Annotated in this window: 14 protein-coding genes (1 of these 14 cut by a window edge); 7 read left to right on the top strand and 7 right to left on the bottom strand. The window is 61.1% G+C overall.

Annotation, left to right across the window (positions count from 1 at the left end):
• Positions 1–97 precede the first annotated feature (97 nt).
• From GJA_RS03475 to GJA_RS03465, 3 genes are read right to left on the bottom strand one after another with little or no spacing between them, the layout of a single operon-like run.
• Positions 98–1774: a PepSY-associated TM helix domain-containing protein gene (locus tag GJA_RS03475; protein WP_038488825.1), complete on the bottom strand. Its 1677-nt coding sequence runs from the start codon at positions 1772–1774 to the stop codon at positions 98–100.
• Between the two features lie 10 nt (positions 1775–1784).
• Positions 1785–2135 (bottom strand): DUF3325 domain-containing protein, encoded by a 351-nt coding sequence (locus tag GJA_RS03470; protein ID WP_038488822.1) that lies wholly within the window; start codon positions 2133–2135, stop codon positions 1785–1787.
• Between the two features lie 2 nt (positions 2136–2137).
• On the bottom strand, positions 2138–2401 hold the full coding sequence (locus GJA_RS03465) for a hypothetical protein (protein WP_038498584.1): 264 nt from the start codon (positions 2399–2401) through the stop codon (positions 2138–2140).
• A gap of 258 nt (positions 2402–2659) precedes the next feature.
• Here GJA_RS03465 and ffh point away from each other — a divergent pair, with 258 nt between their 5' ends.
• Positions 2660–4027 carry a signal recognition particle protein gene (gene ffh / locus GJA_RS03460; protein WP_038488819.1) on the top strand — a complete coding sequence of 456 codons (1368 nt, stop codon included), beginning with the start codon at positions 2660–2662 and terminating at the stop codon, positions 4025–4027.
• Positions 4028–4327: 300 nt separating this feature from the next.
• Positions 4328–4720: an SWIB/MDM2 domain-containing protein gene (locus tag GJA_RS26505; RefSeq protein WP_081905234.1), complete on the top strand. Its 393-nt coding sequence runs from the start codon at positions 4328–4330 to the stop codon at positions 4718–4720.
• A gap of 102 nt (positions 4721–4822) precedes the next feature.
• Here GJA_RS26505 and GJA_RS03445 read toward each other — a convergent pair whose 3' ends face one another.
• Both GJA_RS03445 and GJA_RS03440 read right to left on the bottom strand, forming a co-directional pair.
• Positions 4823–5500, bottom strand: a complete 678-nt coding sequence (locus GJA_RS03445) for a lytic transglycosylase domain-containing protein (protein ID WP_422567928.1) — start codon at positions 5498–5500, stop codon at positions 4823–4825.
• A 2-nt stretch (positions 5501–5502) separates the two neighbouring features.
• The gene (locus GJA_RS03440; RefSeq protein ID WP_038488814.1) at positions 5503–7239 is read right to left on the bottom strand and encodes a proline--tRNA ligase; all 1737 of its coding nucleotides are present in this window, start codon (positions 7237–7239) and stop codon (positions 5503–5505) included.
• A gap of 203 nt (positions 7240–7442) precedes the next feature.
• On the opposite strand from GJA_RS03440, the gene GJA_RS03435 reads away from it, so the two are divergent.
• On the top strand, positions 7443–8093 hold the full coding sequence (locus GJA_RS03435; RefSeq protein ID WP_081905233.1) for an RNA pyrophosphohydrolase: 651 nt from the start codon (positions 7443–7445) through the stop codon (positions 8091–8093).
• A gap of 117 nt (positions 8094–8210) precedes the next feature.
• Here the strand turns inward: GJA_RS03435 and mqo are convergent, their stop codons facing one another.
• Both mqo and GJA_RS25965 read right to left on the bottom strand, forming a co-directional pair.
• Positions 8211–9869: a malate dehydrogenase (quinone) gene (mqo, locus tag GJA_RS03430; protein WP_051780230.1), complete on the bottom strand. Its 1659-nt coding sequence runs from the start codon at positions 9867–9869 to the stop codon at positions 8211–8213.
• Between the two features lie 428 nt (positions 9870–10297).
• Positions 10298–10855, bottom strand: a complete 558-nt coding sequence (locus GJA_RS25965) for a TetR/AcrR family transcriptional regulator (RefSeq protein ID WP_051780228.1) — start codon at positions 10853–10855, stop codon at positions 10298–10300.
• A gap of 62 nt (positions 10856–10917) precedes the next feature.
• Here GJA_RS25965 and GJA_RS03420 point away from each other — a divergent pair, with 62 nt between their 5' ends.
• The 4 genes from GJA_RS03420 to GJA_RS28655 form a co-directional block, all read left to right on the top strand.
• Entirely contained in the window at positions 10918–11451 is a 534-nt protein-coding gene (locus tag GJA_RS03420; RefSeq protein ID WP_038488811.1) for a dihydrofolate reductase family protein, read from the top strand.
• An 88-nt stretch (positions 11452–11539) separates the two neighbouring features.
• On the top strand, positions 11540–11962 hold the full coding sequence (locus GJA_RS03415; protein WP_038488808.1) for a DUF1841 family protein: 423 nt from the start codon (positions 11540–11542) through the stop codon (positions 11960–11962).
• Between the two features lie 214 nt (positions 11963–12176).
• Complete coding sequence (locus GJA_RS03410; protein WP_038488805.1) at positions 12177–14924, top strand: type VI secretion system Vgr family protein; 2748 nt, start codon at positions 12177–12179, stop codon at positions 14922–14924.
• A gap of 2 nt (positions 14925–14926) precedes the next feature.
• On the top strand, positions 14927–16277 hold the 5' portion of the coding sequence (locus tag GJA_RS28655) for a T6SS effector phospholipase Tle3 domain-containing protein (RefSeq protein ID WP_038488803.1). It continues 20 nt past the right edge of the window; the window shows 1351 of its 1371 coding nt (coding positions 1–1351); its start codon is at positions 14927–14929; the stop codon falls past the right edge of the window.

The raw sequence follows: 16277 nt of genomic DNA, 5'->3' as shown, positions 1-16277 counted from the left end.
ACAAGCGAATCGCCGCCGGAAAACAGCCCTTTAAAACCCAAAAGTAAAAACGGCGCGCAAAAATTTGCGCGCCGTCAAAAGAAGTCTAAATAGTTTTTCAAGCAGCCAAGACCACCTTGGAAGCGGTCTTCGATCGGCGTTTATTTAATAACAAGGCAGCCCACCCGGCCAGCGCGGCGAAGGCCAGGCTGGCCAGCTCGACGCCGGCGCTTTCCCAATCGCCGCGGCCCATTTGCGCCGCCAGATGGTCGCCGGTGCTCAGCCAATTGAGTAGCGGTAACAACAGGCACAAGCATACCAGTGCCGCCAATTGCTCAGGCCAGGCGCGCGCCGCCGGCCGCAGCAGCGCGTGGACCAGGCTCAGCAGCCAGACCAGAAAAAAGGCCCGCACTTCCCAATCGGCGCGCTGCTCCATCGCGGCCGGCAGCAAGCGGTTGGCCCACAGGTAGCCGATGCAGGCCAGTGCCAGGCCGGCGATGGCGGCCACGTTCAAGCCTTCGATCAGGCGGTACACGCGCTGCGTGGCGGAACCGAATTCACCGCCGTGGCGCTGGCGCCGCTTGACCATGAACAATACCGCGCCGCTTCCCATCATCGCCGCGCCAGCCAGGCCGCACAGGAAATACAGCCACTTGACGACCAGGCCGCCGAACGACGCCATGTGCAGCGCGCTCATCACTTGCCGCGTCGATTGCGCCGCGCCGGCCACCTCGCCGGGCATGCGCACTTGCAGTACCGCGCCGCTGGCGCCGGCGAAACACATCATGCCGGTACTGACATTGATGCGCCTTTGCAGGTCATCCTGCTCATTCCAGCCGTAGACGCAAATGCGCATCGCCGCATCTTGCGGATGATCGATCACCACCGCCCGCACTTGCTGGCCCAGCGTCGCCGCCGCGCGCGCGGCGAACGGCTCCAGCTCCGGCGGCGCCATCGGCACGCCGCTGCGCGGGGGCTTGGCGGAATGTTCGATGTCGTCGTAAAAATGCTGGGTCGCCGCCGGGCCAAGGCCATATTGCGCCACCACCGGCGCCGGCAAGTAGATAAAGCCGTAGAACGCCAGCCCGGTGTAGGCGATCATGAACAGGAACGGGATAGTCAGCACCGCCAGCGCATTGTGCGCATCGAGCCACGAGCGCTGGCCCTTGGCCGGCCGGAAGGTAAAGAAATCCTTGAAGATGCGCTTGTGGACGACGATGCCGCTGACCAGCGCCACCAGCATGCCCATGGTGGCGATGGCGACGATCCACAGCCCCACCCGCGCGCTATGGAGTTCATAATGGAAATCGACAAAATGGCGGCCGCCCTGGGTAGCGCGCACCTTGGGTGCGCCGTCATCGTGTCCGTCGCCGTGCATGGGCAACGGCGCGCCGGTCAGCGGATCGAGCCGCATCGAACCGTAGCCGCCGTCGGACTCCAGCCAATACGCGTCCAGGCTATGGCTGGAATTCCGGTTGACCGGCCACAGTTCCCACATGTCGGCGTCGCCTTTGGCCTGCCTCATGTAATTGACGCCGAACTGCAAACGCTGGCCGCGCCGGGCCAGCGCCGCGGCTTCGCCAGCTTTCTCGACGCCCTCCGCATGCACGGCGGTTTCGGCCAGCGCGTGTTCCGGCGTCATCCAGTGGCCGATCGGTTCTTCGAACACCGCCAGCGTGCCGGTCAGGAAGACCGCGAACAGCAGCCACGAAAACCATAAGCCGACCCAGGTGTGCAGCCACGCCATCGCCTGGCGGAAGCCGCCTTGCGTCTTGTTGTTTTGTTTCACATCCATGCCGTACCCGTTAGCCGAAAAACTGATACGCCAGGCCAGCCAGCGCCAGCAGCGCGGCCAGGCCGCCCAGCACCGGCGTCAGGCGCGGCGCATAGGGCAGCAAGCCGACCAGCAGCAAGGCGCCGGCCGACAGGAAACCCAGCCAGGCGACGATGCCGACGCTGGTGCCCCACACCGCGATGCACGGCCACAAGGCGATGAGCAGCAATAGCCAGCCGGCGCCGCGCAGCCCGCGCCGCGCGGCCGGCGCGGGCTCGCCGCCCCACACTTGTCGATGATGCCGGTCCATCGCCAGGCACAGGCCGGCCATGCCGGCATAAGCCAGCGCCAGCGCGCTGGAAATCGCCATCGCCAGAGTCATCGTCAACGCCCCAGCAGCAGGCCGGCGCCGCCCAGCACGATGCTGGCGCCCAGCAAGCCGCCCCAGATGCGGGCCAGCCGCTGTTCGGCGAAGACCCAGATGATGGCCGTTGTATATAGCAGGAAGCTCGACAGGGTTGCCGCCAGCACGGCGTCGGCGCGCGCCATCGGCAAGACCGCCGCCAGGAACACCGTGCCGGCCGAGACCAGCGCGTAGCCGCCGAAGACCGCCGCGGCGCTGCGCGACAGGATATGTAATTTGCTCATGTCGCAGGCGCTGGCGCCTCCCCCCATATTGTCGACCGATGAAGCTTGCAGCGGCCGGCGCGCAGCATGGCGCACCGAGTGTGAATAAGAATTATTCTCATTTTAATGCCAAGATGACGATGATGCAATCCCGGCATCCTCGCCGCTCCGGCACGGGCCCGCATCAACTCCCCCGCCACGGCACGCTGGCTGGGTTAAAATGGCGCCCATCGTCCGGCTGAACGCCGCCATCTTTCAAGCTTTCATTGCAGGTTCATCATGTTAGATAATCTCACCCAACGGCTCGCCAAAGTCGTCAAGACCATGCGCGGCGAGGCGCGCCTGACCGAATCGAATACCGCCGACATGCTGCGCGAAGTGCGCCTGGCGCTGCTGGAGGCCGACGTGGCGCTGCCGGCGGTGCGTGAATTCATCGCCAAGGTCAAGGAAAAAGCCATGGGCGAGGATGTGATTTCCTCGCTGACGCCGGGCCAGGCGCTGGTCGGCGTGGTGCAGCGCGAGCTGGCCGCCATCATGGGCGCCGACCTCGGTCCCGAAGCGTCGCAAATCAGCTTTGCCCAGCAGCCGCCGGCGATCATCCTGATGGCCGGCCTGCAAGGCGTCGGCAAGACCACCACCGTCGGCAAGCTGGCGAAATACCTGCGCGAAGAGAAAAAGAAAAAAGTCTTGACGGTCTCGGCCGACGTCTACCGTCCCGCCGCGATCGCCCAGCTGCAATCGGTGACCGGCCAGGTCGGCGCCGACTTCTTCCCGTCCACCAGCAGCGACAAGCCGGTCGATATCGCGCTGGCCGCGCTGGACTGGGCCAAGAAACACTATCACGACGTGCTGATCATCGACACCGCCGGCCGTTTGGGCATCGATGAAGAAATGATGCGCGAAATCGCCGCCGTGCACGCCGCCGTCAAGCCGATCGAAACCCTGTTCGTGGTCGACGCCATGCTGGGCCAGGATGCGATCAACACCGCCAAGGCGTTTAACGACGCGTTGCCGCTGACCGGTATCGTGCTGACCAAGCTGGACGGCGATGCGCGCGGCGGCGCCGCGCTGTCGGTGCGCCATATCACCGGCAAGCCGATCAAGTTCGCCGGCGTGTCCGAAAAACTGGACGGCCTGGAAGCGTTCGACCCGGCCCGCATGGCCAACCGCATCCTGGGCATGGGCGACATCCTGGCGCTGGTCGAAGAAGCGCGCAAGGGCGTCGACAGCAAGGCGGCGGCCGACCTGGCGCAAAAAATCAAGGTCGGCGGCAAGTTCGACATGAACGACTTCAAGGCGCAACTGGGCCAGATGAAGAAAATGGGCGGCATGGCCAACCTGATGGATAAATTGCCGGCGCAATTCCAGCAAGCGGCCGGCGGCAAGAATATGGACCAGGCCGACAAGCAGGTGCGGCGCATGGTCGGCATCATCGATTCGATGACGCCGCAAGAGCGCGCCAAGCCGGAATTGATCAAGGCGACCCGCAAGCGCCGCATCGCGGCCGGCGCCGGCGTGCAAGTGCAGGAAGTCAACCGCATGCTGACCCAGTTCGAGCAAATGCAGACGATGATGAAAAAGCTGTCCGGCGGCGGCATGATGAAGATGATGCGTAGCATGAAAGGCATGATGCCGGGCATGCGTTAGTATTTGCGCAAAGCCGCCCGGAGCCATGCTTTACGGCAAATAAGGCTATCCGCCAGCGTCAAAAAAGGGCCCGTCCGGGCCCTTTTTACATCCGCCCGAAATGGCCGCAATTGGCGCCGTTTCCGGGCAAAATCCCCCTTCGGCGTCCTTAAGCGGTGCAGTGACGCGGAAGCGACGCTTTTTAGCGATGTTTTCCAGCGGAAAACGTGAAAAACACTTGCATACTGCGTAAATCCACACCAATATTAGCCGTGCGATCAATTGCGCAATTTCCCATGTGTTCGTTAAGGAGGCTAGAAGATGGCAACAGCCAAAAAAACCCCAGTAGCAGCGCCAGCAAAAGCAGCAGCAAAACCTGCGGCAGCGAAAAAAGCAGCACCAGCAGCAAAAGCGGCAGCAAAACCTGCAGTGAAAAAAGCCGCAGCGGCACCGGCCACGCCACGCAAGCCAAACGCAGCATTCATGAAAGAGATGACCCCGTCGACCGTTCTGGCCGCAGTGGTTGGCGCAGCACCACTGCCGCGTACCGAAGTGACCAAGAAAGTATGGGATTACATCAAAAAACTCGATCTGCAAGATCCGGCCAACCGCCGCATGATCAATGCCGACGACAAGCTGAAAGCTGTTTTCGGCGGCAAGGCCCAAGTGTCCATGTTTGAAATGACGAAGTTGATCTCCGATCATTTGAAATAAGCAAAGAATCACGTTCGGCCAGAAAGCCGATCGGAATGCCCCTGACGCCACAGCGACAGGGGCATTTTTCATGGCGGCCCGCTCTGGCCGACAACGCGGAAATCAGCGTGGAGAACGGCTGGCGGCCGGCGCCGCCGACACGTCTTGCGGCTTGAATTCCCAATTCTTCCAGGCCGCCAATACCGCATTCGGGTATTCCGGCCGGCCCCGGCTGCCGTTGTAGCGTCCCAGCGCCAGGTACAGGTTGCCGCGCTCCATGTCGATATACATGCGCAAGATCGCGCAGCCGTAGCGCAAATTGGTTTGCATATGGAACAGTTTGCTACGGTCGTTGTCGCCGATCACGCCGGTCCAGAAGGGCATCACCTGCATGTAGCCGCGCGCGCCAGCCAGCGATACCGCGTACTTGCGGTAAGCCGACTCGACCTGGATCAAGCCCAGCACCATGCCCGGATCGAGGCCCGCGCGACGCGCCTCATACCACGCCGCTTCGAGGAATTCCTTGCGCACCTGGTCGTCCGGCAGCTTGCGCTTGAGCCGCTGCGACATTTGCACCAGCCAATTCTGGTAGCGCAAACGGTCGGCCTCGGTGGCGAAGCTGGGCTGCGGCGGGCGGTCGTCCTTGATCGCGTTGGACAGCGCCAGCCGCACCGAGTCGGCCAGCTCTTCTTCCTTCTGGTTGCCAGCGAGCACGGCCGGACTCCAGGCCAGGCCGGCCGCCGCCGATAACAGGATCAGCGACAGCCGGCGGCGCAGCGGCTGAGGGGGCCTGGAAAACAAGCTCACTTGCCCATTTTGCCTTTAAGGAAGCCCACCATGTCGGCCAAGGCCACGGCGGTTGCTTCGCTATCGCGGCGGCCCTGGTATTCCAGGTTGCCTTCTTTCAAGCCGCGCTCGCCGATCACCACACGGTGCGGCACGCCGATCAATTCCCAGTCGGCGAACATGGCGCCCGGACGCTGGCCGCGGTCGTCGAGGATGACGTCGATGCCGGCCGCCTGCAAGGCCGCGTACAGCTTGCCGGTCTCTTCCTTGACCAGTTCGCTGCGCTCCATGCCCATCGGGCACAGCACCACTTCAAACGGCGCGATCGCGGTCGGCCAGATGATGCCCTTGTCGTCGAAGTTTTGTTCGATCGCGGCGCCCAGGATGCGCGTCACGCCGATGCCGTAGCAACCCATTTGCAATGGCGCAGGCTTGCCGTTTTCGTCGAGGAAGGTGGCTTTCATGCTTTCCGAATAAGCCGTGCCCAGTTGGAACACGTGCCCCACTTCGATGCCGCGCTCGATCGCCAGCACGCCCTTGCCGTCAGGCGACGCATCGCCGTCGACGACATTGCGCAAGTCGGCCACCAGGGCTGGCTCGGCCATGTCGCGGCCCCAGTTGGCGCCGGTAAAGTGGAAACCCGCTTCATTCGCGCCGCAGACGAAGTCGCTCATGTTGGCGACCGTGCGGTCGGCCACCACGGTGACGGGCGCCTTGGTATTGACCGGACCGAGGTAGCCCGGCACGCTGCCGTAGACTTCGAGGATTTCCGCTTCGGTCGAGAAACGGTGATTGCCGAGGCCGGCGACCTTGCCAACCTTGACTTCGTTCAACTCATGGTCGCCGCGCAGCAGCAGCATAAAGTATTGCTTGGTGACTTTGCCGTCGGTTTCTGTTTCCACCGTGAACGCGATGGTTTTGACGGTCTGTTCCAGCTTCAAGCCCAGCAAGGCGGCCACGGTGTCGCACTTGACGGTGTCCGGCGTCGCGGTCCTGGTCAAGGCCTGGGTGGCGGCGCCACGCGTGGCGATCACCGGCAACGCTTCGGCCGCTTCCATGTTGGCGGCGAAGTCCGACGTTGGGCAATACACCAGCGCATCTTCGCCGGTGCTGGCGATGACGTGGAATTCGTGCGAACCGGTACCGCCGATGGCGCCGTTATCGGCCGCCACGGCGCGGAACTGCAAGCCGAAGCGGGTGAAGATCTTGGTGTAGGCGTCGAACATGACCTGGTACGACGCTTGCATGCCGGCCAGGTCGCGGTCGAACGAGTACGCATCCTTCATCGTGAATTCGCGGCCGCGCATCAGGCCGAAACGCGGACGGCGCTCGTCGCGGAACTTGGTCTGGATATGGTAAAAATTGAGCGGCAACTGGCGATAGGACTTGATTTCGGTGCGCACCACGTCGGTGATGACTTCTTCCGAGGTCGGCTGGATCGCGAATTCGCGGCCGTGGCGGTCTTTCACGCGCATCAGTTCGGCGCCCATCTTGTCCCAGCGGCCAGTCTCTTGCCACAGTTCGGCCGGCTGCACCAGCGGCATCAGCAGCTCGATGGCGGCGGCATTATTCATTTCTTCACGGATGATCGCTTCGACCTTGCGGATCACCCGCAAGCCCATCGGCATATAGGTATAAATGCCCGAACCGAGGCGTTTGATCATGCCGGCACGCATCATCAACTGGTGGCTGACGATTTCGGCGTCGGATGGAGCTTCTTTAAGCGTGGAAATAAAAAAACGGGAGGCGCGCATAACGGTGAATTCTTTTTAAAAAGAGAGGGTTATAATCAACCTAATTTTAAAGGATTAGCTGGCTGATGCGTCCATACTTTATGCAAATGCGTTCAATTGATGATATTCCGGTGCTTTTCGACCCTCGAAAACGCGGCTGGGATGCGGAGTTGTGTGCAAAAATGTAAACAGGACGCTCTCCCGCAGAAAGTTTGAGGTGTTTTATGCTCGACCGTGAAGGGTTTCGGCCCAACGTCGGCATCATCCTGCTAAACGCCCAGAACGAGGTGTGGTGGGGCAAGCGGGTGCGCGAGCACTCATGGCAGTTTCCGCAAGGCGGCATCAAGTACGGCGAAACGCCCGAACAGGCCATGTTTCGCGAACTTGAAGAGGAAATCGGATTACGGCAGGAACACGTCAAGATCGTCGGACGTACCCGCGACTGGCTGCGTTATGAGGTGCCCGACCACTTCATCAAGCGCGAGATCCGCGGACATTATCGTGGGCAAAAGCAGATTTGGTTCCTGCTGCGCATGTGTGCCCGCGATAATGACGTCAACCTGCGCCTGACCGACCATCCCGAGTTCGACGCCTGGCGCTGGCATGAGTATTGGGTGCCGCTGGATGTCGTGATCGAATTCAAGCGCGACGTGTACCAACGCGCCTTGCAGGAACTGTCGCGTTTCCTGACCTGGCCGGCGCATGGCAATGCGCAGGCGCACCGCCATACATCGCGCTACCTGCGCCAGCCGCATGCGCCGCGCGGACAGGACGCGGCGCCGTGTGAACCGGCAATGCCTTGTCCGCCGTGCGAACCCTGCGACCCGTGCGAAACAAGTGCGCCCGAGCTGATATTGCCTGGAAGTAAGGACTAAGCAAGCAACTCAGCGCCATACGGCAGCTGGCAACAAAAAAGGGCGTCCAGCACTGGACGCCCTTTTTATTTCCTACACACCACACCGGCCGGGCCGGTGCGGCTGACACACAAACGATCAGTTCGCCGCAGCGCTGGCAGCGGGAGCGGCGGCGGCAGGAGCGACAGCCGCGGCGACCGGCACCACGGCAGCGGCAGGAGCAGCGCCCGACGCCTCCAGCGTGAACGCCTTCAAGCCCAGGCCTGCACTGCTGTACTGGCGGATCTGGTTGGCCAGCGCCACGTCGTCATTGAGCTTGCGGCCATACGACGGCACCATTTCTTTCATCTTCGCTTGCCATTCAGGCGTCGCCAAGCGGCCCTTGAACGCGGTTTGCAACACTTTGATCATGATAGGCGGCGCGGTCGACGCGCCTGGCGAGGCGCCCAGCAAGGCAACGATGCTGCCATCGGCGGCGCCCACCACTTCAGTGCCGAACTGCAACAAACCGCCCTTGACCGGGTCGTCGCGGACGATTTGCACGCGCTGGCCGGCGTTTTGCAGCGTCCAGTCTTCCATCCTGGCGTTCGGGAAGTATTCACGCAAGGTCTTCAGGCGGTCTTCAGGCGAGTTCATCACTTGCTGCACCAGGTACTTGGTCAGCGGGATATTGTCGTAGCCAGCTTGCAACATCGGACGCACATTGCCGGTGCCGATCGAGGCCGGCAAGTCGATCCACGAACCGTTTTTCAGGAACTTGGTCGAGAAGGTGGCGAACGGGCCAAACAGCAAAGCTTGCTTGCCATCGATGATACGGGTGTCCAGGTGCGGCACCGACATCGGCGGCGAACCGACCGACGCCTTGCCGTAGACCTTGGCGTAATGCTGCTTGATCACTTCAGGATTGGTGGTTACCAGCCATTGGCCGCCGACCGGCACGCCGCCAAAACCCTTGGCTTCAGGAATACCCGATTTTTCCAGCAGCGGCAGCGCACCGCCACCGGCGCCGACGAAGACGAACTTCGCGCGCACGTTCTGTTCCTTGCCGTCAGCCAGGTTCTTCACTTTCACGTTCCACACGCCATCGGCGCCGCGCTTGATATCTTCCACTTGATTACGCAGGTGCAATTCGACGCCATGCTTCTCGGTCAAATTTTTCACCAGGCTGCGGGTCAGGGTGCCGTAGTTGACATCGGTGCCGATCTCCATGCGGGTCGCCGCGACCTTCTGGTTTTTATCCCGGCCGGTCATGACCAGCGGCGCCCATTGCTCGATCTGGGCATGGTCTTCGCTATACAGCATGCCCTTGAACAGATTCTCTTTTTGCAGCGCGGCATAACGCTTGCGCAGGAAGGCGATATTGTCGTCGCCCCACACAAAACTCATGTGCGGCACGTTGTTGATGAAGCTGCGTGGATCGCCCAGGTTTTTATGCGCTACTTCATAAGCCCAGAATTGCTTGGAAATCTCGAATTGCTCGTTGATCTCGACCGCTTTCTTGGTTTCGACATGGCCGTCAGCCGCTTCCGGCGTGTAGTTCAGTTCCATGAACGCCGAGTGGCCGGTGCCGGCGTTGTTCATCGCATCCGAGCTTTCCGCCGCGACCGAATCGAGACGCTCGTACATCGCCATCGTCAGCGACGGGTCCAGTTCCTTGAGCATCGAACCGAGGGTCGCGCTCATGGTGCCTGCGCCGATCAGCAACACATCGACCGGCTTTTCGGACGACGCCGGCAGCGTCTTGTCGCATGCCGTCAAGATCAGGCACGCCATAAAAAATAAGATTGATTTACGCATAGGTAACTCCGTTGATAAATACTAAAAGAATATTCTGGACTTCACGTCGGCAAAGTCATGCGCTCACTGCCTGCGAACTGAGCTGTTCGCCATGCCCGGACCACGGGCACGGTTGGCCATTCTTGCACCATGGGATACGAAAAAAGCTGGCTTGATGGCGGTGTTACGCCGGGATCCCGCACTCGGCAAGAGCCAAGCCGGCCGCAAAGGTGCGAGCCAAGGGAATAACGGATGCCCCTACATGTTTAACTCTGCCCAGCCCCACAACCGCCGACAGCATGCTATTAATGTCTACAGGCAATATCAATAAAACGCGATTTTATCATCGATATTTACCCCGATATGTACGATTGGATAGTGGATAATACTTACTATGGGGTTCAAAAACGAAGTAACTAAACGGTCACAAATAGCGTCGGTAACGGCCGCTATCCGACCCTGCCGCCGGCCACAATCAAGGCCACGCCATCTTGCCAGCCATCGTCGCCGGCCGGCAAGAACGCCAGCGCATAGCCATGCAGGTAATCGACCAGCACATCGCGCAGCAGCGCTTCCCGTGCCGGGCTGAATCTCCATTCCTCAATAGCCAGACTGAACAGCGCGGCAAAGCGTGCCGGCGCGTCGGCATGATCGACACGGCCCCGTGTCATCAGACGCATCAGCATCGGCGCCTTGCGCAGCAATCCCAGGTAGGCCCGGCACAAGCCCGACAGGCGGACTGGCGCCTCATCCTCGGCAGAGAATGGCGGCCGGGCCGGATCCAGCGCCGAAAACAGCAGCGACGCGACGGCCTTCAGCAACGCATCCTTGTCGCGGAAGTAATGGTAGAGCGCCATCGGATCGACGCCCAATTGCCTCGACAGGCTGCGCATCGAAAAATCGGCTGCGTCAGATTGCAACAAGCCCAGCGCGGCGTCCACGATGGCCTGCCGCTCCAGCTTGTTTCCTCCCCGTTGCGGCCGGCCGCGCGGCTTTGTTTCTTTCATGATCCCCACCATCGTCAATGTAGAATACAATAATTCTACATCGTAGAAATAATGGAGGCAAAATGCATCAACTCAAAGTCAGCGTATTTTCAGGCATCAGCCTGGATGGCTATCTGGCCGGCACAGACGGCGACTTGTCGTGGCTGTCGGCGGTGGCGACCGATCCGCCCGAAGATACCGGCTATCAGGCGCTGCTGGACGACATCGATGTACTGGTGATGGGACGCAACACCTACGATGCCGTACTGCGTTTCGCATCGTGGCCGTATCACGGCAAGCAGGTGGTGGTGCTGACGCACCGGCCATTGCAAGCGCGCCACGGCGAAACCGCCCATGACGGCGCGCTGGCGGACTTGCTGGCGGCATTGCGGCAAGCCGGGCGGCGCCATGTCTATCTCGACGGCGGCGCGGCGGTTCGCCAGGGCCTGGCTGGCGGACTGGTCGACACCTTGACGCTGAACTGGCTGCCGGTGATTCTCGGCAAGGGCATACCGCTGTTTGCCACAGACTTGAGCATGAGCAATTGGCGCTTGCAACATGCCCATGCGTATCCCAGCGGCTTGCTGCAAAGCCGCTATAGTCCGCTGCCGCCCTGAACCGGGCCAGGCTGATCGGGGCACCCGCTGTCGACATGTTCCCCACGCGGTACAATGGCGGCTGCTCCATTTACTTCAGCCAGCCACAATGTTTAATCCGTCCTCAGACGATGTGCGCCGCTTTTTTTGCGAAACCTACCGCAAGCACCGCGCCAACGAAATCTTAAGCCCGCTCGAAGCGATCGCCGTCGACTGGATCGTGCAACACCCGGAATATGAAAACGACTTGAACGACGTCGAAGCCGCCTTGGCGCGCGACTATTCGGTCGAGGGTGGCCAGGCCAATCCCTTCCTGCACCTGTCGATGCACTTATCGATCGCCGAACAAGTGTCGGTCGACCAGCCGCGCGGCATCAAGCTTGGCGTGCAGCAACTGACCCAGCGCCGCGACTCGCTGCACGCCGCGCACCATGAAGTGATGGAATGCCTGGGCCAGATGATCTGGACCTCGCAGCGTTCCGGCTTGCCGCCGGATGGCGACGCGTATGTCGAGTGTGTGCGGCGCCGCTGACATATACAGTAAGTAAAGCTGTGCAAAAAACAAGGGCTGGCAAGGCATGCAGCCCGTTAACTTCCCTTCCCTGTTCTATCGCAAACATGCGGCTTGATGGATTTGTTAGTGTCGCCATCATCAACTAGACTGCAAAATCTTATCTTATAGACAATCACGTCCGGATTGCCGTACCCGTCGTTCAAACCGCAGTATCCACTCAGGAATTGCCGCGATGGAAGAAAACTGTCTGCCCGACTTGGGTTCGGCATTGAGTGTCGCCAACCGCCCTATCCGCTTGCGCCTGTGGACCGAACACGGCGCCAGCGACGATTTATTACTGGTCAAACATGTCAGCGGCATCGAAACCATATGCGGCGGCATTGAATACTCGCTGTTGTGCATCGCCACCAAAGCCGGTTTACCGCTCAAGCAATTCATTGCCATGCCTGCCGAACTGCAGTTTGTCACTGCCAACGGGCATCTAAGGCCGGTCTGCGGCATCGTCACACGCGCCGTCGAAGGTGAAAGCGATGGCGGCCTGGCCACCTATCAATTGATCATGCGCGATGCGCTGGCGATTTTGGAGAAACGCAACAATACCCGCGTATTTCGCCATGCCAGCGAAGTGGATATCACCGATATCGTGCTCAATGAATGGCGCAAGAGCAACGCCCTGCTGGCACGCGCCTTCGACTTCGACCTGGGCCGCCTGAAAAGTTATCCGGCCCGCGAATTCACCATGCAATACAACGAATCGGACGCCGCTTTCCTGCGCCGCTTGTGGAAACGGCGCGGCCTGGCCTGGTTTATCGAAGCCGGCGCGAGCAGCGCCAAAGGCGACCAAGATATCGCCACGCATACACTGGTGCTGTTCGACGATGTCTGGTCGTTGCGGCAAAACGGTGAAGGCAGCGTACGCTACCACCGTGACGATGGCACCGAAACCAGCGACTGCATTACCGCGTGGCACGCCGCGCGCACGCTGGTGCCCGGAAAAGTCAGCCGCCGCAGCTGGGATTACAAGCAGGCCTGGTCGATCAACAGCCAGCACGACAATGACCATCCGCAAGGCGCGCTCGGCGACCAGTTGGCAGCCTCGCTGGATGACTATCTGGTCGATGTCCCGCACGCGGGAGACAATGGCGACGACTACCGCAGCCTGGGCGCCTTGCTGATGCAACGCCATGAATATGACGCGAAATGCTTCCAGGGCGAAAGCGGCGACCGCGAACTGCGGATCGGACAATGGAAAAGCGTCAGCGGCCACGCCGAACTCGACACCCATGCGCAGCAGGAACGTGAATTCGTGTTCACCGAATTGAGGATCGACGCTGAAAACAATCTTCCCAAGACACTCAATGACAGGGTGCGCCGGCTGTTTGCACTGAATCACTGGCATCACGACAGCGAGCAATTGCAACAAGCCAGCGCCGAGCGCGGCGCGCGCTACAGCAATCGTTTCAGTTGCGTACGGCGCGGCATTCCCATCGTACCCGCCTATGATACGCGCACCGACCTGCCGCATGCGACAGCCCAAAGCGTGACCGTGGTCGGCCCTGAGGATTCGGTGGTCCATTGCGACGAGCAGGGCCGCGTCAAGATACGTTTTCCCGCTTGCCGGCCTGAAGATCACGCGCATGCGCAAGGCGCCGGCGCATCCGGCGGCGAGCGCGACTCGGCCTGGGTGCGGGTGGCCAGCTCCTGGGCTGGCGAGTCATGCGGCGCGATTTCGCTGCCCAGGGTAGGCGATGAAGTGATTATCACCTTCCTCGGCGGCGATCCGGACAAAATGCTGATCAGCGGCCGCGTACATGGCGGCAAGACGCCGCCACCGGCCTTCAACCGCAGCAGCCGCTTGCCTGCCGAGAAATACCTGTCCGGCATCGTCAGCCAGGAAATCGGCGCCCAGGGTTATAACCAGTTGCGTTTTGACGATAGTCCAGGCCAGGTCAGCGCCCAACTGGCCAGCGATCATGGGCACAGCGAATTGAATCTCGGCTACCTGACCCACCCGAGAAGCGGCGGCAAAGGCGTGGCGCGCGGCAACGGTGCGGAACTGCGCAGCGACGAACATGTGGCGCTGCGCGCCGCCAAGGGTATCTTGCTGACCGCCTGGCAACGCCTGCATGCCGTCGACAGTCAATTGGCCCGCGCGGAATACCTGTCGCTGATGGAACAATGCCTGGAACAGTTCCGTTCCCTGGGTAACTATGCCGCCGAACACCAGGCGCTGCCGCTCGATGAGCAAGCGCAAGCTGAGTTGCAAACCAAGCTCAAACAATGGGAAAACGGCGGTAATACCGCCGCTGAAGGCGATGGCGGCGGCGCAGCGCTGATCGGCATCAGTGTGCCCGACGGCATCAGTTTCGCGACACCCAAAACCATCGTCAGCTATACCGGCGGCAATACCGACAGCGTAGCGCAGCAACATATGCAATTGACAGCGGGACAACGCTTTAATCTCAACGCCGGACATGGTATTTCACTGTTCTCGCATCATCACGGCATCAAGGCGATTGCCCACCATGGCAAGCTGCTGATGCAAAGCCAGCATGACGATACCGAAATCAATGCAGCAAAGAACGTCAAGATTAGCGCCAGCGACAGCAAGATCGTCTTGATGGCGAAGGAAATCCAGCTGATCGCCGAAGATGGCTCCTTTATCAAGATCGGCGGCGGCATCACGCTGGGCAGCAATGGCGACATCAAGAACCTGTCCGCCCGTTTCATGACAGACGGGCCAGCCACGATGCATACCGAATTGCCAGCCTTCCCTGGCGGCGCGCCAGATCAACAATTCATTCTTCAATATGGCGCACACACCGGCGCCGCCGCGATCGCGCCGAACCGCGCATTCGAAATCGAGATGAGCGACGGCAGCACCGTCAAAGGCATCAGCGACGCCATGGGCAAGACCGGCATATTACAGCGCGACGCCATGCATATCGCCCACGTGCGTATTTTGACCGATCAGGAGTAGTAATGGCCTACCCCAAACTTCCGTATGTGATCGGGCGGGACAGCACGGTGCTGCAATGCAACCGGGCCTACGACAAAACCGTCAACGTCAAGCCCGCCCTGCCCGGCAACATCATCGTGATTCACGGCGTCAACGATGTCGGCACCAGCTTCGGTCCCGTGGAACAAGGGCTGTGCCAGGGACTCGATACGCGGCTGCATGGCATCGCGCCGTGCGCTTCCAGCCTGTTCACGCCCGCCGCCTACCGCCTGCCGGGCGCCGCCGACAAGGACGTGCTGGAACCGGACCCGGACGCGGTCTACTTCAAGCGCAAGATCGATGAGACCACCCACAGCCCGGTGATTCCGTTTTACTGGGGCTATCGGGAACGCTCGAACGCCGCCCAAGGCATCAACGGCCAGCGCACCGACCGCTACGGCAATAGGCTGGACAAGGACTTGTCCAAGAATGGCGGTCCGTTCGGCAACGCCACCAGCACCTTGCCGGACATGTGGAACAAGGGTTTGTTTTCGCCGCTTGACGCCGGCGGCGATCCGCTGCGGCCGTTAAAAACGGCGCCCGGGCGCATGTACATGGTGCTGGCGGCCAAGCGCCTGGCGGCATTGATCGCCATGATCCGCGACTATGACAAGGATGAAGTCGTTTCCATCGTCGCGCATAGCCAGGGCTGCCTGATCGCGCTGCTGGCGCAAGCCTTCCTGCTCGATGAAGGAAAACGCCCGGCCGACACATTGATACTGACCCATCCGCCATACAGCCTGGTGCAAGACACCACCCTGTTTTTCAGCGCCGTCGAATCGAGCCGGCTGTTTGGCGGCGGCGAGGATGAGGCCATGGCCGGCCAGTATGCGGCGCTCGATGCGCGCCAGACCTTGCACGCCCGGCTGCAAACACTGGCCCAGATCGTGCAAGGCGTGGTGGCCAAGAAACATGCCGCGCCGGCGCTGGCAGCCTTGACCGATCAGGCCAGACACCATGGCATGGTCGGTGCGGCATGGAGCGCGGCGGCTGACCGCGACAACCGCGGCAAGGTCTATCTGTATTTCTGCCCGGAAGACATGACCGTCGCGCTGGACAATATGCAAGGCATCGGCTGGCAAGGCGTACCGGACCATATCGATGGCCACGGCCTGTCGACGACTGCGGGCAAGCCGCGCAAAAGCCTGTGGGGCGACGGTCCTACCACATGGAACCAGGAATATCAGCGCCGCAAGCCATTGGCTGAAATCGGCGCCGGCTTTTTTCAACGCGTATTTACCAGCAAGCAGCGTTTCGATCCGGCAAACAAGACCAGCGGCCCGGTGCTGGTCGGCTTGCCGCCGCATGATTTTGCGCTGCGCATCGGACGCGAAG

Source organism: Janthinobacterium agaricidamnosum NBRC 102515 = DSM 9628 (genome assembly GCF_000723165.1).
Classification (GTDB): Bacteria; Pseudomonadota; Gammaproteobacteria; order Burkholderiales; family Burkholderiaceae_D; genus Janthinobacterium; species Janthinobacterium agaricidamnosum.
This window is presented reverse-complemented; position numbering and strand designations above follow the sequence as displayed.